General features: G+C 71.3%; 15 protein-coding genes and 1 pseudogene. 7 read left to right on the top strand and 9 right to left on the bottom strand.

From position 1 onward, the window contains the following. Positions 1-20: 20 nt before the first annotated feature. Positions 21-623, bottom strand: coding sequence for a hypothetical protein (locus tag O7621_RS00190; protein WP_282232188.1), 603 nt, complete (start codon positions 621-623; stop codon positions 21-23). Next, positions 620-1,222, bottom strand: a complete 603-nt coding sequence (locus tag O7621_RS00185; RefSeq protein WP_282232187.1) for a DUF1349 domain-containing protein — start codon at positions 1,220-1,222, stop codon at positions 620-622. Before O7621_RS00185 ends, O7621_RS00190 begins: the two co-directional genes overlap by 4 nt. Positions 1,223-1,398: 176 nt before the next feature. Between O7621_RS00185 and O7621_RS00180 the strand changes: the two are divergent. The 4 genes and pseudogenes from O7621_RS00180 to O7621_RS00165 all read left to right on the top strand — a co-directional run bounded on the left by O7621_RS00180 (position 1,399) and on the right by O7621_RS00165 (position 8,099). Beyond that, positions 1,399-2,140 (top strand): annotated as a pseudogene (locus tag O7621_RS00180) (MerR family DNA-binding transcriptional regulator). 84 nt (positions 2,141-2,224) lie between these two features. Then, complete coding sequence (locus O7621_RS00175) at positions 2,225-2,815, top strand: DUF1707 domain-containing protein (protein WP_282232186.1); 591 nt, start codon at positions 2,225-2,227, stop codon at positions 2,813-2,815. Positions 2,816-3,215: 400 nt separating this feature from the next. Next, complete coding sequence (locus O7621_RS00170; protein WP_282232185.1) at positions 3,216-5,324, top strand: family 43 glycosylhydrolase; 2,109 nt, start codon at positions 3,216-3,218, stop codon at positions 5,322-5,324. Between the two features lie 18 nt (positions 5,325-5,342). Further along, complete coding sequence (locus tag O7621_RS00165) at positions 5,343-8,099, top strand: beta-L-arabinofuranosidase domain-containing protein (protein WP_282232184.1); 2,757 nt, start codon at positions 5,343-5,345, stop codon at positions 8,097-8,099. Between the two features lie 89 nt (positions 8,100-8,188). On the opposite strand, the gene O7621_RS00160 is transcribed toward O7621_RS00165, so the two are convergent. The 3 genes from O7621_RS00160 to O7621_RS00150 form a co-directional block, all read right to left on the bottom strand. Beyond that, the gene (locus O7621_RS00160) at positions 8,189-9,118 is read right to left on the bottom strand and encodes a YegS/Rv2252/BmrU family lipid kinase (RefSeq protein ID WP_282232183.1); all 930 of its coding nucleotides are present in this window, start codon (positions 9,116-9,118) and stop codon (positions 8,189-8,191) included. A gap of 84 nt (positions 9,119-9,202) precedes the next feature. Next, the gene (locus tag O7621_RS00155; protein WP_282232182.1) at positions 9,203-13,507 is read right to left on the bottom strand and encodes a S8 family serine peptidase; all 4,305 of its coding nucleotides are present in this window, start codon (positions 13,505-13,507) and stop codon (positions 9,203-9,205) included. A gap of 141 nt (positions 13,508-13,648) precedes the next feature. Next, positions 13,649-14,968, bottom strand: coding sequence for a hypothetical protein (locus tag O7621_RS00150; protein WP_282232181.1), 1,320 nt, complete (start codon positions 14,966-14,968; stop codon positions 13,649-13,651). A gap of 198 nt (positions 14,969-15,166) precedes the next feature. Here O7621_RS00150 and O7621_RS00145 point away from each other — a divergent pair, with 198 nt between their 5' ends. Genes O7621_RS00145 through O7621_RS00135 form a run of 3 tightly spaced genes read left to right on the top strand, consistent with a single transcriptional unit; the run spans position 15,167 to position 17,027 of the window. Beyond that, positions 15,167-15,802 (top strand): GNAT family N-acetyltransferase, encoded by a 636-nt coding sequence (locus O7621_RS00145; protein WP_282232180.1) that lies wholly within the window; start codon positions 15,167-15,169, stop codon positions 15,800-15,802. A 39-nt stretch (positions 15,803-15,841) separates the two neighbouring features. Next, positions 15,842-16,624, top strand: coding sequence for a trans-aconitate 2-methyltransferase (locus O7621_RS00140; protein WP_282232179.1), 783 nt, complete (start codon positions 15,842-15,844; stop codon positions 16,622-16,624). Between the two features lie 40 nt (positions 16,625-16,664). Next, positions 16,665-17,027, top strand: coding sequence for a hypothetical protein (locus O7621_RS00135; protein WP_282232178.1), 363 nt, complete (start codon positions 16,665-16,667; stop codon positions 17,025-17,027). A 16-nt stretch (positions 17,028-17,043) separates the two neighbouring features. Here O7621_RS00135 and O7621_RS00130 read toward each other — a convergent pair whose 3' ends face one another. Genes O7621_RS00130 through O7621_RS00115 form a run of 4 tightly spaced genes read right to left on the bottom strand, consistent with a single transcriptional unit; the run spans position 17,044 to position 20,517 of the window. Beyond that, positions 17,044-17,892 (bottom strand): ABC transporter permease subunit, encoded by an 849-nt coding sequence (locus O7621_RS00130; protein ID WP_282232177.1) that lies wholly within the window; start codon positions 17,890-17,892, stop codon positions 17,044-17,046. Continuing rightward, positions 17,889-18,875: an ABC transporter ATP-binding protein gene (locus tag O7621_RS00125; RefSeq protein WP_282232176.1), complete on the bottom strand. Its 987-nt coding sequence runs from the start codon at positions 18,873-18,875 to the stop codon at positions 17,889-17,891. The genes O7621_RS00130 and O7621_RS00125 overlap by 4 nt, the downstream gene beginning before the upstream one ends. Next, positions 18,872-19,978: a hypothetical protein gene (locus O7621_RS00120; protein WP_282232175.1), complete on the bottom strand. Its 1,107-nt coding sequence runs from the start codon at positions 19,976-19,978 to the stop codon at positions 18,872-18,874. The genes O7621_RS00125 and O7621_RS00120 overlap by 4 nt, the downstream gene beginning before the upstream one ends. Then, positions 19,978-20,517, bottom strand: coding sequence for a sigma-70 family RNA polymerase sigma factor (locus O7621_RS00115; RefSeq protein WP_282232174.1), 540 nt, complete (start codon positions 20,515-20,517; stop codon positions 19,978-19,980). Before O7621_RS00115 ends, O7621_RS00120 begins: the two co-directional genes overlap by 1 nt. Between the last annotated feature and the right edge of the window lie 24 nt (positions 20,518-20,541).

Genomic DNA, 20,541 nt, shown 5'->3' with positions numbered 1-20,541 from the left:
CCACGCAGGTGCGCGCCCGGTCACCCCAATCGGGCGCGCCATGCGTCGAGGTCGTCGGCAAGCGGGTGGTCACCGGCCGCCCGGCAGCTGCCGGTGGCCACCTCCAGCAGCCGCTGCCAGACCGGCAGGTACGCCGCCGGTTCCGGCGGTGGACCCATCTCCGGCGGGAACGGCACCGGGCCACCGGCCATCGACAGCAGCCCGTCGACCACCCGCAACTCGGCCTCCAGCGCCTGCCGGGCCTGGCCCGGCGGCAGGCCGGCGGCGATCACCGCCGCCGGTACGAAGCCCTCGACGCCCCGGCCGTCGACGAAGTTCAGCAACGCCGACACCACCGCTGCACTGTGTACGTACCCACTGTCGACGCTGTCGTCCGCGTCGTTGCCGTTCGCGTCGGGATGGCCGTAGTAGCCCAGTGCGGCGTTGGCCGAGCGGTAGCACAGGCCACCCAGCCCGGTCCGCCGTTGCGCGTCGTCGAGCAGCTCACCGGTCAGGTCGACGGCCTGCCGCTGGCAGCGGACCGCCGCCGACCAGTCACCCCGCCGGCTGCGGTCGGCCGACTCGCCGACCAGCTCGTCGATGCGTGACTCGGGCGGCCGGTCCGGGACCACCGTCCGGGTCACCGCCCACTGCGCAGATCGTCCGGAACCACGTCGTCCAGACTGATCTGCTCGAACGTGGCGGTGCAGCGGTCACCGGTGGGCGACTGGGCGAGGAAGCCGACCTGGGTCGGCGCATCGGCGGCACCGGTCAGCCGGAACAGTCGGGCGAACTGCCACGACATGCCGTCGACTGAGTAGTGGAACGCGTACGCCGACCCCTTGCGCAGCACCCGGAGGTGGACGCTGGACGCCTCGACGGTGACCGCGTTGGCGTCGTCGGAGGTGCCGTTGGTCACCACGGTCACCACCATTGGCCGACCCTGCGGTGAGTACTCGAAGCACAGCTTCGCCCAGTGTTCCTCGTCGATGCGCAGGCACAGCACGCCGGCGTCGAACGCGGCCGTGAAGTCGACCGTGACCCGGGCGGAGAGCGCGAACTCGCCGTCCGGGCAGGCGAACAGCAGCGCCGGGGCGTTGTGGGTGCGGTACTCGCCGACCGGGTCGACGAACCAGTCGGTGCCGGGGCCGGCGGTGAGCGAGAGGGCCTGCCGACCGGCGTGATGATCCGCTGCCACCGGCGTGTGCTGCCAGGCGAGCGGCGGAGGTGCCTGCGGGGTCATCCTGCCTCCCGGCGGGCATGTCGGTCTCGTTGGACGCGCACATCGATCTGGTCGGAACTGCAATGCTGCCACGGGCCGGCATCCCGCCGCTGGCCCGGCCCGTCGGCTCCGGTACCCGGCCGGCCTTGACCCTCGACCTGGTCGAGGCCGCAGAGTCCACGGACGTGGAGAGCGACATGCACAGCATCGGCGAGACGGCCCGCGCCAGCGGGCTGACCGTCAGCGCGCTGCGGTTCTACGACGCCGCCGGCGTGCTGGTGCCGGCTGCGGTGGATCCGCACACCGGCTACCGGTGGTACGCCGTGAGTCAGCTGCGCGCCGCCCGGCTGCTGGCCGGGCTGCGCCGGGTCGGCCTGCCGCTGGCCGAGATCACCGAGGCGGTCCGGGCGTTGCCCGACGTCACGGTGTCCCGGCGGCTGCTCGACGTGCACCTGCGCCGGCTGCAGGACGGCCTGGCCGACGCCCGTCGGGAGCTCTCCCGCATCCATGCCCTGCTCGATGCCGAGGAGAACCGAACCACCATGACCACAACCACAACCACAACCACGACCCGGGTCACCGTCGACGCCGCCGACCTGGCCGGCGCGCTGGACGCCGTACGGTTCGCCGTCGGCACCGACCCCGAGATTCCCGCCCTGGCCGGGGTGCACGTCGAGGTCTCGACCGACGCCGTACGGCTCGCCGCGACCGACCGTTACCGCATGGCGGTCGCCGAACTCGTCCCGACGGCGGTCGACGGCCCGGCGGGCCGCACCGGATCGGTACGTCGCGGTGAACCGGGAGTTCCTGCTCCAGGCGGTGGTGGCCGCCGGGGGCGGTCAGCTGGTGCTGGACCTGGACGGGCCGATCCGGCCGCTGGCCGTGCGACTGCCCGACGACGACCGGAGCTGTTCGCTGCTGATGCCGATCCGGCACTGACGTCGGCGCGGTCCGGCCCGGGCCCCGGGTCGGACCGCGCCGCACGCGGCCGGGGGGTGGGCGGACGCGTCGTAGAGTGGTCAGATGAGTGGCGAGGTCGTGCCGTCGCGGCGGGAACTGCGGATGTCCGATGCGGACCGGGAAGCGGTCGTCGCCCGGTTGAACGCGGCCGTCGCCGAGGGCCGACTGACGCTCGCCGAGTTCTCCGACCGGGTCGACGCGGTGTTGCGGGCGCGGACCTTCGGCGACGTGGAATCCCTCGTCGCCGACCTGCCTGCGGTCGATCCGGTCGCCCCGGTTGCCGCCGCCGACGTGGTCGAGTTGCGCAGCCAGGCGGGGCAGTTGCGGCGTACCGGTCGGTGGAGTGTGCCGCGGCGGCTCGTGGTGCTCGCGAAGGCGGGTTCGGTGCTGCTGGACATGCGGCACGCCGTCTTCGGCCACCGGGTGGTGGAGATCGAGTTGTTTACGCAGGCCGGGTCGGCGACCATCGTGCTGCCGCACGGGGCGACCGCGAACATCGACGGGGTGACCACGTCGGCGGGCTCGGCGCGGATGAAGGTGCCGGCGGTGCCGGAGCCGGTTGCGACGGCCCCACACGTCGTCATCACCGGCAGCACCGCGGCCGGCACCTTGTCGGTGCGGTACGAGTACCGGTTCTGGCGGTGGAGTTGGTAGCGGGCGGTCCGCCGCCAAGCTCCCGCCGGTATCGCCAGCGGGCGATGTTATCGATAACAGCGTTGGCCTGTGGGTACCGGCCGTCAGGCGCTGGGCTGGTGAAACGTTGCCGCCGTCCGAGCGAAACGTCAGCCGGGTGACGGCCACTGCATCGGCGCCACGAAACACGCCTGTTACCTCTTGACGCACGTGGTGTTATCGTTCACAGTCGATGGAACACCCGTTGGGGCGCGACCGGGAGTGAGTCGGCTGCCGCTGCCCCGAGAGGGTGCCAGCTCCGCCAACCGGGCTGGTGGGGCCACATGTTAACGCTCACTGGCTAGGCCCATAGCGGCCAGCGGGCCAAGTGGTGCCGCCAGGCGTGCGGCCGACCGCCTGGCCTGCGGTGACGGAGGAAGACATGGCAGGAACAGCCCAGGCCGGTCGGACCACCGACCGGAAATGGATCCGCCGCATCGCGGCGGCGACCGCAGCGGTCCTGGTCGGCGGCGGCCTCGTCGCGCTGACGACGACCGCGGCATCGGCGGCGACGGTCGACACCAGCGCGTGGTACGTGCTGCTCAACCGCAACAGCGGCAAAGCCCTCGACGTGTACAACCTCGCCACCAACGACGGCGCCCGGATCACCCAGTGGTCCCGCAACAACGGCAACCAGCAGCAGTGGCAGTTCGTCGACTCCGGCGGCGGCTACTACCGGCTGAAGTCCCGCCTGTCCGGCAAGGTCCTCGACGTCTACGAGTGGTCCACCGCCAACGGCGCGGCCATCGTCCAGTGGAGCGACCACAACGGCAACAACCAGCAGTGGCGCCTCGCCGACTCCGACGGCGGTCACATCCGGCTGATCAGCCGACACAGCAACAAGGCCCTCGAAGTGCAGAACGCGTCGACCGCCGACGGCGGCAACATCGTCCAGTACGACGACTGGGGCGGCGCCAACCAGCAGTGGCAACTCGTCCGCGTCGACGGCGGCGGCAACCCGACCCCCAACCCGACGACACCGCCGCCGTCGGGGGAGTACACGAATCCGGTGGTGTGGCAGGACTTCGCGGATGTGGAGGTGATCCGGGTCGACGACACGTACTACATGACGGCATCGACGATGCATTATTCGCCGGGTGCGCCGATTCTGCGGTCGTACGATCTGGTGAACTGGGAGTTCGCCGGGCATGCGGTGCCGAGGTTGGAGTTCGGGTCGAAGTACGACCTGTCGGGGGCGCAGCGGGGGTATGTGCGGGGAATCTGGGCGTCGACGTTGAACTACCGGCGCAGCAACGGGACGTACTACTGGGCGGGTTGTATCGATTTCAGTCAGACGCACATGTACACGTCGCGGTCGGTGGAGGGTCCGTGGACGAAGCATGCGACGTTGCCGTGTTACTACGACGCGGGGTTGTTGTTCGACGATGATGACACACCGTATGTGGCGTACGGCAACGGGACGATCAGTGTGGCGCAGTTGTCGGCGGACGGTCGGTCGCAGGTGCGGGCGCAGCAGGTGTTCCAGACGCCGTCGAGTGTCGGGACGCTGGAGGGGGCCCGATTCTACAAGCGTAACGGCAGCTACTACATCTGGTTGACGCGGCCGGCGAACGGTCAGTACGTGCTGCGGTCGACGAGCGGGCCGTTCGGGCCGTATGAGATGCGGCAGGTGTTGTTGGATCTGCCGGGGCCGATCTCGGGTGGTGGGGTGCCGCATCAGGGTGGTCTGGTGCAGACGCAGAACGGTGACTGGTACTACATGGCGTTCGTGGACGCGTATCCGGGTGGGCGGATGCCGGCGTTGGCGCCGATCAGTTGGACGGGTGACGGTTGGCCGCAGTTGCGGACGGTGAACGGTCGGTGGGGGGTGAACTATCCGCGGCCGAACCTGCCGGCGCCGCCGCGGGTGGTGAAGCCGTTGACCGGGGTGGACACGTTCGCGGGGTCGACGTTGGGGCCGCAGTGGGAGTGGAACCACAATCCGGACAATTCGCGGTGGTCGGTGAACGACGGGCTGCGGCTGTCGACCGCGACCGTGACGAATGATCTCTACAGTGCGCGGAACACGTTGACGCACCGGATTGCGGGGCCGACGTCGACGGCGACGGTGGAGTTGGACTATTCGTCGATGCGTGATGGTGACCGGTCGGGGTTGGTGATGTTGCGGCAGTCGTCGGCGTGGGTGGGGGTGCGTCGGGACAGTGGTTCGACCCGGGTGGTGGTGACGAACGGGTTGACGATGGACAGTAACTGGAACACGACGGGGACCGGGACTGAGGTGGCGGGTGCGCCGGTGTCGGGGGGTCGGATCTGGTTGCGGGCGAATGCTGACATCCGGCCGGGTGCGGGGCGGCAGGCGCGGTTCTCGTACAGCACGGACGGGGTGAACTTCACGTCGTTCGGGCCGGCGTTCACGCTGAACAACGAGTGGCAGTTCTTCATGGGTTACCGGTTCGGGATCTTCAATTACGCGACGCAGGCACTCGGCGGCGCCGTCACCGTCCGACGGTTCGAACTCTCGACCCCCTGATTTCTGGAGTAGACGATCATGAGCTCATCATCTCTCAGCCGTCGTCGCCTGCTGCAGGCCGCCGGCGCGACTGCGGTGGTCTCCGCCACCGGCGTCACCACCGGTGCGGTCGTCGGCGCCGCTCCGGCCGCCGCGGCCCTGCCGCCGGCGCGGCCCGACATCGGCGTGGGGGCCTACGGATTCGACGTCGGCCAGGCCCGGCTGAGCGCCAGCCGATGGTTGGACAACCAGAACCGCACCATCAACTACCTGCGCTTCGTCGACGTCGACCGGATGCTGCGCAACTTCCGGGCCAATCACCGGCTGTCCACCAACGGTGCCGCGTCCAACGGCGGCTGGGACAGCCCGACGTTTCCGTTCCGTACCCACATGCAGGGCCATTTCCTGAGCGCCTGGTCGTTCGCGTGGGCGGTGACCGGCGACAGCGTCTTCCGGGACAAGGCCAACTACATGGTGGCCGAACTCGCCAAGTGCCAGGCCAACAACGGGGCGGCCGGCTTCGCCGCCGGCTACCTGTCCGGGTTCCCCGAGTCCGACTTCAGCAGCCTAGAGGCCCGGACGTTGAACAACGGCAACGTGCCGTACTACTGCATCCACAAGACCCTCGCCGGCCTGCTCGACGTGTGGCGCTACCTCGGCAACAACCAGGCCCGCGACGTCCTGCTCTCGCTCGCCGGCTGGGTCGACTGGCGCACCGGCCGGCTCTCCACGAGCCAGATGCAGAACATGCTCGGCACCGAGTTCGGCGGGATGAACGCCGTCCTGGCCGACATCTATCAGCAGACCGGCGACAGCCGGTGGCTCACCACCGCCCAGCGGTTCGACCACGCAGCCGTGTTCAACCCGCTCGCCGCCAACTCCGACCAGCTCAACGGGCTGCACGCCAACACCCAGGTGCCGAAGTGGATCGGTGCCGCCCGCGAGTACAAGGCCACCGGCACCACCCGCTACCGGGACATCGCCAGCAACGCCTGGAACATCACCGTTGACGCGCACACCTACGTGATCGGCGGCAACAGCCAGGCCGAGCACTTCCGGGCACCCGATGCCATCGCCGGCTACCTGCGCAACGACACCTGCGAGGCGTGCAACACGTACAACATGCTCAAACTTACCCGGGAGCTGTGGCTGCTCGACCCGGGCCGGGCGGCGTACTTCGACTTCTACGAGCGGGCGCTGCTCAACCACGTGATGGGCATCCAGAACCCGACCAGCAGCCATGGACACATCACCTACTTCACCCCGCTGAACCCGGGCGGGCGGCGCGGCGTCGGCCCGGCCTGGGGCGGCGGGACCTACAGCACCGACTACGACTCCTTCTGGTGCTGCCAGGGCACCGGCCTGGAGGTCAACACCGCGCTGACCGACTCCATCTACTTCCACGACGGCAGCACGCTGACCGTCAACCTGTTCATGCCGTCGGTGCTGAACTGGTCGCAGCGGGGCATCACCGTCACCCAGACCACCAGCTACCCGGCCAGCGACACCACCACCCTCACGGTCACCGGCAACGTCGCCGGGTCGTGGACGATGCGGATCCGGATCCCGGCCTGGACCAGCGGGGCGACGGTCAGCGTCAACGGCGTCCAGCAGGGCATCGCCACCACACCGGGCAGCTACGCCGGCCTCACCCGGTCCTGGTCCGCCGGCGACACGGTCACCGTACAGCTGCCGATGCGGGTGGTCATGGTGCCGGCCAACGACAACCCCGACGTCGCCGCGATCACCTACGGTCCGGTGGTGCTCTCCGGTAACTACGGCAACAGCACCCTGAGCGGGCTTCCGTCGCTCGACACCGCGTCGATCACCCGGACCAGCGCCAGCTCCCTCGCCTTCACCGCCACCGCGAACGGCTCGTCGGTCGGCCTCGGCCCGTTCCACGACGCGCACGGGCACAACTACACCGTCTACTGGAGCGTCGGCTCCGGCGGCGGCAACCCCGGTACGGCCAGCTTCCGGTTGGTCAACGCCAGCAGCAACCTGGTGCTCGGGGTGCAGAACATGTCGACCGCCGACGGCGGCCTGGCCCTGCAGTGGGACGACAACGGCACCGCCGACCACGACTGGGAGATCATCGTCGACGGCGGCGCGATCCGGCTGCGCAACGTGCACAGCGGCAAGGTGCTCGGCGTGGAAAACATGTCCACCGCAGACGGTGCCCGCATCCTGCAATGGTCCGACACCGGCACCGCCGACCACCGCTGGACAGTGGTCGATGTCGGCGACGGCACCCACAAGCTACGCAACGTGCACACCGGCAAGCTGCTGGCCATCGCCGGCGGATCGACCGCCCTCGGCGCCCAGGCGGTGCAGGACCCGGACAACGGCAGCCTGGACAACCAGTGGCGGTTCCTGCCGAACGGCACCCGGCGGATCCAGAACCGGGCCAGCGGGCTGGTGCTGGGGGTGCAGAACATGTCCACCGCCAACGGCGGCCTGGCTATCCAGTGGGGCGACACCGGCACCGCCGACCATCTCTGGACGGCGGTCACCGACACCGGCGGCTACCTGCGGCTGCGCAACTCGCACAGCGGCAAGGTGCTCGGTGTGGAGAACATGTCGACGGCGACCGGGGCCCGGGTGCTGCAGTGGGACGACAACGGCACCGCCGACCACCGGTGGCGGCTGCGGTACCGCAGTGACGGCTACTTCCGACTGCAGTGCGCCAACGGCGGCAAGGTGCTCGGGGTCAGCGGCGGATCCACCGCGCAGGGGGCGCAGATCGTGACCTCGGACGACAACGGCCAGAACGACACGCTCTGGCGGTTCGTCTGACCCGTACCGGCTCGGGCCGGTCGCCCTCACCCGGCGGCCGGCCCACCCGGCGGCCGGCCGGACTCGCGCAACCGGCCGCGCGGTCTCCGTCAGTGGTCGACGGTCCCGGCCGCAGCCATCACCCGCAGCGCGTTGGCGTCGACCCGCAGCCTGATCGGGGTCTCCCCGCACACCTCACCGTCGATTTCCACCGGCGCCGGCCGGTCCGTCTCGACCAGCAGCTCGCCGACCGCGAGGAACGGGTCGTGCCGCAGGGTACGCCGGTGGCCGGTCGCCGCGTTGCGTACCGTCGCACCCAGCAGGCTGTGCCGGGTCGCACCACCCACCGGGTACGCGACCAGCAGCCGGTCGTCGGCGTTGGCGTCCGCAGTGATCGGCCGGCCGGCCTGGTGACCGCCGTTGGCGACGTACAACTGGTGGGTCTGGAAGTCCCGGTTGCTGCTGGCGGTGCGGACGCTGACCCGTAGCGGACGGTGCCGGGCCATCAACGCCGCCGCCGTCGCCGGATAGGCGAACTTGCCGACCATCCGCTTCAGCCGGGGCGGGGTGCGCAGCATCACCTCGGCGGACAACCCGATGCCGACGTGGTTGGCGAACGGCAGGTCACCGGCGAGGCCGAGATCGACGTCGATCACCTTGCCGGAGCTGATGACCCGGACCGCCGCGTCCAGGTCGATCGGGATCCCGAGGGTACGGGCGAAGTTGTTGGTGGTGCCCAACGGCAGCAGCCCGAGCGCGATGTCGCGGTGGGCGAGCAGCCGGGCGGCGGCCCCGATGGTGCCGTCCCCACCGCCGGCGATCAGCAGGTCCGGGGCCATTTGGACCGCCTCGTCCAGGCTGCGTTCCAGCTCACCCGGCTCGTCGACCGGGTAGCTGGCGATCAGCTCGAATCCGGCGTCGGTCAGCCGCCGGACGGCCTCGGCGTAGAACTGGCGGCCCCGGCGGGACTTGGCGTTGACGATCAGCACCGCCCGCCGTCGCTGCCGGATTGCGTCGCTCAACTCCTGCTTGGTCCGCACGGCCAGACCTTATCCTCACCGGCCGCGCGACGCCCTGGCCCGGGGGTCGCGCGGCCGGTGAGGATCCTTGCCTGCCGGACGTCGTCAGCCCACCGTCACCGCCGAGCTGGCGGTCACCGCCACCGCACCGCCGGTCAGCTGGTGGGTGAAGGTGAACTCGCCGGGCCGGCGGGTGCGTACGTGCAGTTCCCAGGTCAGGTCGGTGCCGGCGGTCAGCGCCACCGCCGGCGAGATCGTCCCGACCAGAGCACCGTCCTGCACCGACATCGGCACCCGGACCCAGGCCCCGTCGACCCGCAGCTGCACCGCGACATCGCGGGCCAACAGGTCACCGTCGGGGTGGGTGACCGTCAGCGTCGACTCGGCGGTGCCCTGGTCGACCCCGCTCGGGTTGACCACCCGGACCTCGGGATGGAACCAGCCGTCGACCTCGGCGGTCCGCGGGTAGGTCGAGGTGATCGTCGCCGCTTCGGCCAGCACCAGGGACGACTCGGCGTCGACCAGCCCGCTGTACCAGCCGGTGTCCAGCTCCAGCTGGAGCTGGTACCGACCGGGCTGCGGGTCGTCGACCTCGAACCCGTACGGCTGGGCCGCCCAGTCGAGGTAGCCGGCCCGGATCTCGGCCCCGGTCGGGTCGGACAGCCGCAGCACCGGCCGGGCCTCGTTGGGCGCCAACGCCCGTACCGCCGGCACGATGTCCTCCAGGCGGGTCACCGCCGGCAGGTCGGCGAACGGCCGTACATCGGTGGCGCGCACCGTCGCGAACGGGTGTCCGTGCGCGTCGGTCACCGACCAGTCCACCTCGACCGAGCCGGGCTCCGGGGTCGACGCGGCCAGTTCGACCTGCGCCGCACCGCCGAAGCCGAACGTGGCGTCGAACGGGTCGATCCAGTCCATCTCCGGCAGGATCTCGCTGACCAGCCACCAGTCACGTTCCAACCGGGGCAGTTGGTGCACGGTGACCGCCTGGTAGCTGTCCAGCGTCGCGACCAGCGGTCCGGGCCCGAACGAGTACGCCCATGGCGCGGTGCCGGCCGGGCGCAGGTAGACGGTCGCCTCATGGTTGCCGCCGACCAGGTCGGCGGCGAGGTCCACCCGGGTCGACAGATCCTGGGCCGCCTCGGCTCCGGCCGGCCCACCGGTCAGTACCCGGGGCGCGAACAGCACCTCGTCGTCGTCGAACACCGTGATCACCTTGTGCAGCAGGTACGACGTACCACCGTCGGCCGCGGCCCTGCGCACCACCAGGGTGTAGCGGTCGACGGCGGCCGGCGTCTCGAAGGTGAGGGTGCCGGCGTCGTCGGTCGCACCGACCGGGATCACCGCGCCGTCGTGGACCAGCTCGACCGAAGCGCCGGCCAGCGGGCCGGGCTCGGCGTCCGGAGCGTCGACGGTACGCGCGGTGAGGCTCACCCGGGGCGGACGCACCCGGAACGACCCGGTCAGGTACTCGAGCGTCACGGCGTAGTTGCCCAGCTCTGCCCGCTGGACCGTCCAGCTGACCGTCTGGTTGACGCCGGAGCCGAGGTTGACCGTGGTCGTCGCCGCCGACTCGCCGTCGACCCGCAGCACCGCCTGGTACGGCCCGGCGGCCGCGCCGATGTTCTTCACCTGGGCGGTGACCCGTACCGGTTCGTTGCTCTTCACCACCTCCGGGTCGACCGTCAACCCGTGCACGGCGAAGTACGGCTGCCCTTCCTCGGCCGGGCGGGCCGCCCAGTCGATGGCGTCGAGGAACACCTGGGTGGCCTGCTCGGTCCAGTCGACCGGGCCACGGGTCACCGACACGCCGTGGGTGGACAGCAGCACGTGCCGGTTGGTGGCCCGCTGGTCGACGCCGATGCCGCCGCCGTAGATCCCGGTGGTGTCGCTGCGGCCCAGGTCGGCGAGGGTCTGCCGGCCGTCGCCGGAGTAGTCGCCGAACCAGGCGATCCACTTGGCCTGGGTGCTGTCGTCCAGCGGGATCCGGTCACCGACGGCGTACCCGTCGAGGATCGGGTGTTCGGCGGTCACCTCGTAGTACGACTCGGCCACGCCGGTGCCGCCGGTGTTGGAGCCGGTCGAGACGGGCTGCCCGGTGTGCTGGGACAGCTGCCGGATGCCGTTGCCGGTGCTGTAGGCGTGGTCGGTGAAGATCACCCCGGTGCCGGCGGCGTCGGTGGCGTCCAGGAACGCCTGGAAGGTCGCCTCGTCGTAGTCGCTGCTCACCCCGTAGCCGAGCACCACGACCGGATGGTCGGCGGCGGCCACCAGCTCGTCCCAGTCGTAGATCACCGTCTCGATGCCGCGCGGGGCGAAGATCTCGTCGGCGTACGTGTCGACGTAGCTGCCGACCAGGGCGACCGTCTGCGGCGGCGGGCTGAGCGTGAAGTCGGCGGTGACCGCGCCGCCTTCCGGAATGGTCACCTCGATGGCCGGGGAGACGTCGAACCGGGGATGCTCGGCGGCGATCCGGTAGCTGCCGGCCGGCAGTTCGAGCCGGTAGCTACCGTCGGTGCCGGTGACCACCGGGCTGCCCTCGGGCGCGCCGTCGGCGGAGACCGTGACCGTCACCCCGGGTACGCCGTGACCGCTCTCGCTGAACGTCGCGGCACCGGTGACCACCCCGATCGGCAGCGGCACCATCGCCAGGTCGACGGTGGTGAACGACTCCTCGACCACGACGACGTCGGTGACGCTGGCGGTCTCGTGACCGAACGCGGTGGCGGTCAGCGTGTAGCTGCCGGGTGCCAGCCGCAGGGTGAAGCTGCCGTCGTCACCGGTACGCACCGAGGCCCCGCCCGGCGTGACGGTGACCGTGGCGTCGGCGACCGGGGCACCGGTGCCGGTGGTGGTGACCTGGCCGGTGACGCCGCTGTCGAGCGCCACCTGCACGGCGGCGGCGTACGCGTCGATCCGGCCGTGGCCGTAGCGGGTGTCCGGTGCCACGTCGGCGTACCGGTCGTCCCAGAACGCGGTGTCGATCAGCGCGGTACGGGTCGCGTCGACGGTGAGCTCCGGTGCGCCCTGCAGCAGCAGCGCGGCGACCGCGCTGGTGTGCGGGGTGGCCATCGAGGTGCCGCTGGCGTAGCGGTAGCTGCCGTCCGGGTGGGCCGACCACACCTCGTCGCCCGGGGCGGACAGGTCCGGGGTGACCCAGCTGTCCGGCCAGTCCGCGGGCGGGCTGGCCCAGCTGGACTTGTTGACCACGTTGCCGCAGGAGAAGTCGGCGACGTTGTCGTCGATGTCGGTGGCGCCGACGCCGACGGCCTCGTAGACGTTGCCGGGGCTGGACGAGCCGACGCCGCAGCTGCCGAAGATGTCCTCGTTGCCGATGGCGAACGACGGGAATGCGCCGGCGGCGACGATCGCCCGGGTCGGGGCGACCATCTCCGTCGCGTAGGTCGCCGCGCCGAGCGACATGCTGACCACGTCGGCCGGGCGGCCCGCCGGGGTGCCGGCCGAGTCGGTCGGTGCGACCGCCCACTGCATGCCGGCGGCGACCTGGGCGAAGGAGCCGCTTCCGCCGGGGATCACCAGGCCGTGTGCCATCTCGGCACCGGGCGCGCCGCCGATTGTCACGCCGGATGCCGCACCACCGTGGATGGTGCCGGAGACGTGCGTACCGTGGGTGGACGAGTCGTGCGGCTCGGAGGCCACCAGACCGCCGGCGGAGCTGAACTCCATCCAGCCACCCGGGTAGGTCGGGTCGGTCGGGTCGTCGGTGGCCATCTTGCCGACCAGGTCGGGGTGGTCGATGGCGACCCCGGTGTCCAGGGTGACCACCCGGACGCCGGCGCCGTCCAGACCGAGCTCGGTCCAGACCTTTTCGACGCCGATGCGGTCCATGCCCCAGGTGATCCGGTCGTCGATGATCGACGCGGCCGGGTCGGCGGCGGCGGTCATCTCGGTCTCCGGCACGCTCAGGGTGAAGTTCGGCAGCACCCGTTGCACACCGGGCAGGCTCGCCAGCGCCGACAGCCGGGCGGTGTCGGCGGTGAACTCGACGAGCAGCATGTTGGTGATCCAGAAACGGTTGACCACCCGTACGTCGCCAGCGGTCTCGGCGTGCTCCTCCAACGCCGTCTCGACCTCGGCCTGGATCTCCTCGGAGTGGGCGCGCAGCTGGTCGACGGCGGTGTCCGGGTTGGTCGGATAGCGCTGCGGGTTGGGCAGCATAAGCAGCGCCTGGACCCGGTCGCCGGTCGATCCGGCGACTGTGGCCTGTAGCTCCGCGGCGACTGCGGCGGTGCCGGCACCGGGTGCGTCGGCACCGCCGTCGGTGGGCGCGGCCGAGACGGGCAGTGGTACGCCGAGCAGCCCGCCGGCCAGCACGGCACCAGCGGTGACGGCCAGCAGGCGGCGTGCCCGGGGCAATAGTCGTGGTAGGAAGGGCTTGCGTCCTGACATCGATCGTCTCCTGGATCGCAGGGCCGGGATCAACCGGTTGGCATCGAAGATCGCTGAACGCCAATGGCGAACATGTTGATGTCGATGACTCCCCGCCGTCAACCCCTCACGATCCGGAACGGGGTCTACCGCCCATACGCGTCAGGTGGCGGTCAGCACCTCGTAGAGGTCGGGTCGACAGTTCAGCGCGGCCTCCCGAAGTGCGGCGACCCGGGCCAACTGTTCGTCCGCCGGCAGCGACCGCAACGTGGCCAGCGCCTCCTCGACCATGCCCTGTACGGGATCCCAGAACTCGTCCGGTGCCGCGTCCCGGCCCGCCAGCCAGAGGCCGGCCGCCGCCCGGGCCGCCTGGATCGGCTCCCAGCCCTCGACGTCGTCGAGAGCGGCGCCGCACGCGACGGTCCCGGCACCGTCGAGGAGTTCGGCTTCGAGCGTGGGCAGCCCGGTGGCGATCGTCCCGTCGCCGTAGATGAGCAGACGGAAATTGGCCGTCTTCCGGCGCTCCGAGATCGTGGCGCCGTGCGGGCCGACCTGTTGCACGACGGCGGTTGGCGGGTCGGGCAGCCTGGCCAGCAGAGCCAACGCCCGCCGGGCCGGCCCGACCAGCTCCGGCAGGGCCGAGGCGTCGACCCGGCTGACGCAGACCCGGGGTGTTCCGTCGGCACAGACCAGTTCGGTGGCCCGCAGGTCGGGGTGCGCAGCCTCATCGACCGGTGGCAGCACGATCAGGGCGACGAGCAGCCCGGCGACGCCCGGCAGCACGGCGAGCAGCCGGGACCGGCCAGTGGCGGCGGCGTACAACGCCCACCCGGTCGCCGCCAGGGCGACGTACCACACCATCATGCCCGCGACGGCTCGGTCGTCGATCGTGGAGTAACGGTCAACCGGCCCGAGGGATGCCGGGCTGAGCAGCAACGCCCGGTTGTCGCCGCTGTTGGAAAGCAACTGCAGTGCGACGACGGCGGCGAGCGCACCCACGGCGAGCAGCGGGGCGGTCAGCCGGGACGGCAGCAGCCGACCCAGGCCGAGGCCGAGCAGACCGGCCGCCGCGACGCTCGCCGCGCCGAGCAGCACCGGCCAGACCCAGCCGGCCGGCTGATGGTCTGCGGTCAGCACCGCGAGGGCCAGCACCTCGAGCACTCCGCCGGTGAATCCGCCGGCGAGGCAGCCGACGAGCGCGACCGCCCGGGGTGCCACCCGGGCCAGGCCTGGACGGGCGCTTGTCGCGATCAGCTCGGTCATCCTGCTGGCGTGCTCCCGGCGTCCGTGCCAGGCGCCGACCGCGAGCGCGAGCGGCCAGATCAGTTCCAGCGTGTTGTAATGGGCCAGCACCCCCGCCATCCAGTACCCGTCCCAGCGTTCCCCGTCGACGGCCAACGAGGCCGCCGCGAACGCCAGCCCGACACCGAACCACACCACCGCGGTACGGCGCAGTTCCACGAAGAGAATCCGACCCGTCACCTTCGTCGCACCGTCCTGTCTTCATCCCTGTCGTCGTTCACAACCGGCAAGACGGACCGGGCGACGGGCCCGGCTTCGCGTGCCGGTGTGAACTAGATCTCACCTCCGTCGGCCGGCTGGCCTGACTGCTGGACGACCCGGCCGATCGGATGGCGGCGGGTGTGGCAGCAGGCGATCGACGGTGGGCGTGGTGGCAGGATGAGCGGCGTGTCGACCGTGCAGCCGTCCGCCCTGCATCCCGGACATCCCGCCCTGCGTCCTGACTATCCGGTCCGCACCGAGCGGCTGCTGCTGCGACCGCTGACCAGCGACGACGTCGACGCGCTGCTCGCCTACCGCAGCCTGCCAGCCGTCTGCCGGTACGTGCCGTTCGAGCCGATGACCCGCGACGTCGTCGTCCAGCGGCTCGCCACCCAGTGGGCCGACACCGGCCTCACCGACGAAGGTCAGGCCCTCACTCTTGGCGTCGAGGTGGCGGCTACCGGTCGGCTGATCGGGGACGTCGTGCTCTTCTGGCGCAGCCGGGTCCATCGCGGCGGCGAGATCGGGTATGTCGTACATCCGGACGCCGCCGGCCAGGGCTACGCCACCGAGGCGGCACGGGCGCTGCTCTCGCTCGGCTTCGACCAGCTTGGCCTGCACCGGATCGTGGCCCGGGTGGACGAGCGCAACGAGTCGTCGGCCCGGCTGGCCCGACGCCTCGGAATGCGTCAGGAGGCCCGGCTGGTGCGCAACGAACTGTTCAAAGGCGAATGGAGTACGGAACTCGACTTCGCGATGCTCGCCGACGAGTGGGCGGCGTACCGTGACAGTCGGACGCCGGCCCGGCCGTGACGCCGGTCGGACATCGGCATCGGCCGGGAGGAGACAGCGATGTGGGATCCGGCCGTCTACCTGCGCTTCACCGACCACCGCTCCCGCCCGCTCGCTGATCTGCTGGCCCGGGTCGTCGCCGACCCGGCCGTGGTCGTCGACCTCGGCTGCGGGCCGGGCACCCTCACCGTCCACCTGGCCGACCGCTGGCCGGGAGCCAGCGTGACCGGGATCGACTCGTCGACCGAGATGATCGCCGCCGCCCGGGCGCTCGGGTCACCGGTCCGGTTCGACGTCGGCGACGTGACCGACTGGGAACCCGGCCCGGACGTCGACGTGGCGATCTGCAACGCCGTACTGCAATGGGTGCCCGGTCACCCCGCCCTGCTCGACCGGTGGGCGGCGCGGTTGCGGCCGGGGGCGGTGCTGGCCTTCCAGGTGCCGGGCAACTTCGACGCCCCGTCGCACCGGGCGATCCGCTCGGTCGCGGCGGACGCTCGGTGGCGGGACCGGCTGCCGGACATCCGCGGCGGCGACGTGGTGCTCGACCCGGCCGGCTACGCCACCCGACTGCTGCGGTCCGGCTGTACGGTCGACGCCTGGGAGTCCACGTACCTGCATCTGCTGCCGGCCGTGGACACCGACCCGGCGACGCATCCGGTGCTGGCCTGGGTCGAGGGGACCGCCGCCCGACCGGTCCGGGCCGCCCTCGACGACGCGGGGTGGGCCGCGTTCCGTCGGCGGCTCGGCGAGGAGCTGGCGGCCCGCTACCCGGTCCGGGACGGGCTAGTCGCGTTCCCGTTCCGACGGGTGTTCGTGGTGGCGACGAAGCCGGCTGGCTAACCTGTGGGTGTGCGGAGTGCGGTGCACTGTGGGCGCCTCGATGGCTGACGCGGACGACGTGCGCCGACTGGCGTCCGCGCTGCCGCAGGTCGTCGAGATCGACAGCGACGGCTTCGACTTCCGGGTCGCCGGTAAGGGCTTCGTCTGGTCCTATCCGGAGCGCCGGCCCGGCAGGCCACGGGTGATCCGGACCGACGTCGCCGTGCTGTACGTCGGCGACGAGGCGGAGAAGCAGGCGCTGCTGCTCGGCGAGCCGGAGCTCTTCTTCACCACACCCGGCTACGACGGGTTGCCGCTGGTGATGCTCCGGCTGGCGCGGGTCGACGTCGACCGGCTCGCCGAGCTGGTCACCGACGCCTGGCGGATGCGCGCGCCGGACGGGGTGGACCTGCCGTCGGGCTGAGCCGGTGCGGCGGCCGTCACTGGTCCCGCCGCTGGAACACCAGCACGGCAAGGCCGAGGACCAGCGCGATCCACAGGCCCACCCAGGCAAGGTACGTGGTCGTCGGAGCCGCCGCGCTCAGCAACGGGTGGCCCTCGAACGCCGGCCCGAACTGCGTCAGCAGGGTGGAGTCCTGAAAGGCGTTCATCGCCCCGCGCCACAGGCCGTCGGTCGGCAGCAGCATCTGTGACACGGCACCGACCCGAGCCACGCCGTCGTTGTCGAAGGCCTCGCCGACCCCACCGATGACGCCCGCGACCCACCCGGCACCGAACAGCCCGACCGCCACGATGCCCGACGCCATCGGCGAGACGGCAGTGGACAACAGCAGGCCGAGGGTGAGCAGCACGATGGCCTGGGCGGCGAGCAACGCCAGGCCGGCCAGCGGCCGGGGCGGCCAGTAGCCCACCGTGACCCAGACAATGCACAGCTGAGCGGAACCGGCGGCCGCCACGAAACCACTGCCGAATGCCACCAACCCGAGCCACTTGCCGACCAGTACCGCCGAGCGGCGTACCGGCCGGGCCAGGACGGCCAGCGCCATCCCGGATTCGGTCTCGCCGGCGAGGGTAGGGCCGGCGAGGAACGCCGTACCGAGCGCGGCGATCAGGCTCAGGCCGAACATCACCAGGTTGAGCACCATGGCTGCGGCCAACCGGGACTCACCGCTGGTCAGCCCGCCGAATGTGGCGTCGATCCGGGTGAAGCCCCAGGCACTCAGTCCGAGGAGCACCGCCGTCAGCACAGCCAGCGAGCGCAGCACCCGCCGCCGGGCGGCCTCCCGGAGGGTGAGCCCGGCGACGACAAGTACGGTCCGGAGCGTCAATGTCGGTCCTTCCCGCCCGGTTCGGTGCGGAGGATGGCCAGCAACCGTTCCTCCAAGCTGATCCGTGTCTGCTCCACGGCGTGCACCCGCACCCCGAGACCGACCAGGCCGGCGACCAGGTCGGGCACCGTACCGTCGTCGACCTCGGCTGGCGTGGTGGGCAGCGTCACGGTGAACTCGTCGCCGCTGCGGGTCAGCCGGCCGGCCGCGGCCAGCCGGGCCTGCGCCTGCGGATTGACCTCGGTCAGCCGGAGTCGCAGCTCCCGTTGGCCGAGCAGCTCGGCGAGCGTGCCGGCGGCGGCGACCTGGCCCTTGTCGAGGATGACGACCCGGTCGCAGACCCGCTCCACCTCGCCGATGAGATGCGAGTTGAGCAGGACGGCGACCCCACGGGCCCGGAGCGCCAGCAACAGGTCCCGTACGTCGGCCCTGCCGACCGGATCGAGGGCACTCGTCGGCTCGTCCAGCACGATCAGTTCCGGGCGGGCCACCAGGGCGACCGCCAGCCCCAGTCGCTGCTGCATGCCCTTTGAGAAGCCGCCGACCCGGTCGTCGGCTCGATCGGCGAGGCCGACCATGGCCAGGCAAGCCCGCCGCTCGCTGGCCGGCATCTTCTCGCCGGCGAGGCGTACGTGCAGGTCCAGCACCTCGGCGGCGGTGAGCCACGGCTGATAGCGGAAGAGTTCCGGCAGGTAGCCGACGCGTGCCCGGGACCGATGGTCCTGCGCCGGCCGTCCCAGCAGCATCACCTCACCGGCGTCGGGCCGGACCAGGCCCAGCAGCATCTTGATGACGGTGGTCTTGCCGGCACCGTTTGGACCTAACAAACCGACGACCTGGCCGCGGTCGACGGTGAAGGACACCCCGGTTACGACGGTCCGCCGTCGGTACCGCTTGCCTAGGCCGGAGCACCACACCGCTGGCGCCGGTGGCAGTTCGGCGAGCAGTTGCCGCGCGGCGTCCAGCGATGGCGTACCGGTCACCGTCGCCACCTCAGATTCCGAGCGACAGACAGCACCTCGTCGCTGCTCAGCGAGCCGGCCACGGCGCTGATGGTGCCGTCGTCCACCCAGACGACGCCGGCCATCGTGCCGGCCCGCGAGGCGAAGACGGTGGCCGGCGTTCCGTTGACGTCTGCGGTGGAGCTGATCAGCTTCTCGGTCGACATGAACAACGGCAACGTGGTGCCGTCGGCGGAGAATCCGCGCAACTGGGTCGCGACATTCTCCGGCAGGATCGGCAGCGAGAGCAGATAGTCCCGGGCCGTGTCGAACGGTACGCCTGCGGAGTGTGCGGTGGGGGCGCCGGCACGGGCCACGACCAACGCCGGCACGGGCCGGTCCTGCGACCAGAACGCCGCGTAACCGGGGCCGGCGATCAGCCGGAACTGGCTGCCGTCCAGGCCTGGTGGCGGTGGCGGCACCGTCTCGCCCGCCGCCGCTGCGGTTCGTGCGGTCTGCTCGGCCGAGAAGGTGAAGACCGCGCTCACCCGGCCGCTGACGTGATATCGGGGCTCACCCGTGACACCCCGGGGCAGCTCGCTCACCTGCGGGACGGAGAGTCCGGTTGCCTGCGCTGCGGCGGCCGCGTCGGCGACTGGGCGAACGTCGATCGGCTCGGTCACCACCAGCTCCCCGAAGTCGGACAGGTCGGGCATGCTGATCAGGTCGGCCTGGGGCGCGGTGACCGGGGCGATCCGCTCGGTGTGGAAGATCTGCAGCCAGTTCGTGGCGGCAGCGGTGCCGGCGCCGGCCAGCAGGGCGACGACCCCGGCCACAGCGACGATCGGACTGCGCCAGGCCCTCCACCGCCCGACCGGCCGCCGCCGGGCGCCGGAGCCGGCCGACGACACCGCCCGTCGGGTTCGCTCAGCGGTGACTGCGTGTGACAGCCGCTGCCAGCCCGAGTCCACGTCGGCGGCGGTCTCGATTTGCAGGGCTGCGTCGGCGAGCGCCGCATCCTGCTGCGTGGCGGCGAGGCGGGACAGGCATCCGGGACAGCCGGCCACGTGCGCCCGGTCGACGTCGGCGACACCTACCGGTTCGTCCAGCAGCCGGCGAAGTGTGCCGTCAGTTGGATGAGGCATCAGGATTCCAACTCCTCACGTAGGGCGGTCTCGGCACGACGTATCGTGGTCCCGACGCTGCCAAGGGAAAGATCGAGAGCAGCGGCGACCTCGGCGTAGCTGAGTCCGCTGTGCCGGAGCACGAGGGCAACGGCCTGCCTGCGGGGTAACCGTGCCAGCGCGGTCCGCACCCGGCGGCGGTCCTCGGAGGCCACCACCGTGTCGGCGACGTCCGGGGCCACCAGGCCGTCGACCCCGGCGGCCTCCTCGCGGTCAGCGCGCCGCCGGCCGGCGCGGATGTGGTTCAGCGCGGTGTGCGCGGCCGCGACGGACAACCACCCGGCCGCTGCCCCGGCCGGCACCGAGGACCGGCCGAAGGCCAGGAACACCTCCTGCGCGACGTCCTCAGCTTCGTTCTGGCAGCCGAGAACCTTGGCGGCCACCGCGACGACCCGTGGGTAACTGGCGCGGAAGACCTGTTCGAGGTCGGGTCGGACCGCACCCGGTGCCGAAGGTTTCGGCACGGTCGCGGTGTCCCGCTGCTCGGCTTGCCTGCTCACATCTTCTAAGCACCGCCGACACGC

It is taken from the genome of Solwaraspora sp. WMMD937, assembly GCF_029581175.1.
Lineage (GTDB): Bacteria > Actinomycetota > Actinomycetes > Mycobacteriales > Micromonosporaceae > Micromonospora_E.
Note: the sequence above shows the minus strand (reverse complement) of the source record. Positions and strands in the feature narration are given on the sequence as shown.

Bases quoted from the DNA above. Each gene is read 5' to 3' on its own strand.
- O7621_RS00185 (WP_282232187.1), bottom strand. From the start codon at position 1,222: ATGACCCCGCAGGCACCTCCGCCGCTCGCCTGGCAGCACACGCCGGTG.
- O7621_RS00175 (WP_282232186.1), top strand. From the start codon at position 2,225: ATGAGTGGCGAGGTCGTGCCGTCGCGGCGGGAACTGCGGATGTCCGAT.
- O7621_RS00170 (WP_282232185.1), top strand. From the start codon at position 3,216: ATGGCAGGAACAGCCCAGGCCGGTCGGACCACCGACCGGAAATGGATC.
- O7621_RS00165 (WP_282232184.1), top strand. From the start codon at position 5,343: ATGAGCTCATCATCTCTCAGCCGTCGTCGCCTGCTGCAGGCCGCCGGC.
- O7621_RS00155 (WP_282232182.1), bottom strand. From the start codon at position 13,507: ATGTCAGGACGCAAGCCCTTCCTACCACGACTATTGCCCCGGGCACGC.
- O7621_RS00145 (WP_282232180.1), top strand. From the start codon at position 15,167: ATGAGCGGCGTGTCGACCGTGCAGCCGTCCGCCCTGCATCCCGGACAT.
- O7621_RS00140 (WP_282232179.1), top strand. From the start codon at position 15,842: ATGTGGGATCCGGCCGTCTACCTGCGCTTCACCGACCACCGCTCCCGC.
- O7621_RS00135 (WP_282232178.1), top strand. From the start codon at position 16,665: ATGGCTGACGCGGACGACGTGCGCCGACTGGCGTCCGCGCTGCCGCAG.
- O7621_RS00120 (WP_282232175.1), bottom strand. From the start codon at position 19,978: ATGCCTCATCCAACTGACGGCACACTTCGCCGGCTGCTGGACGAACCG.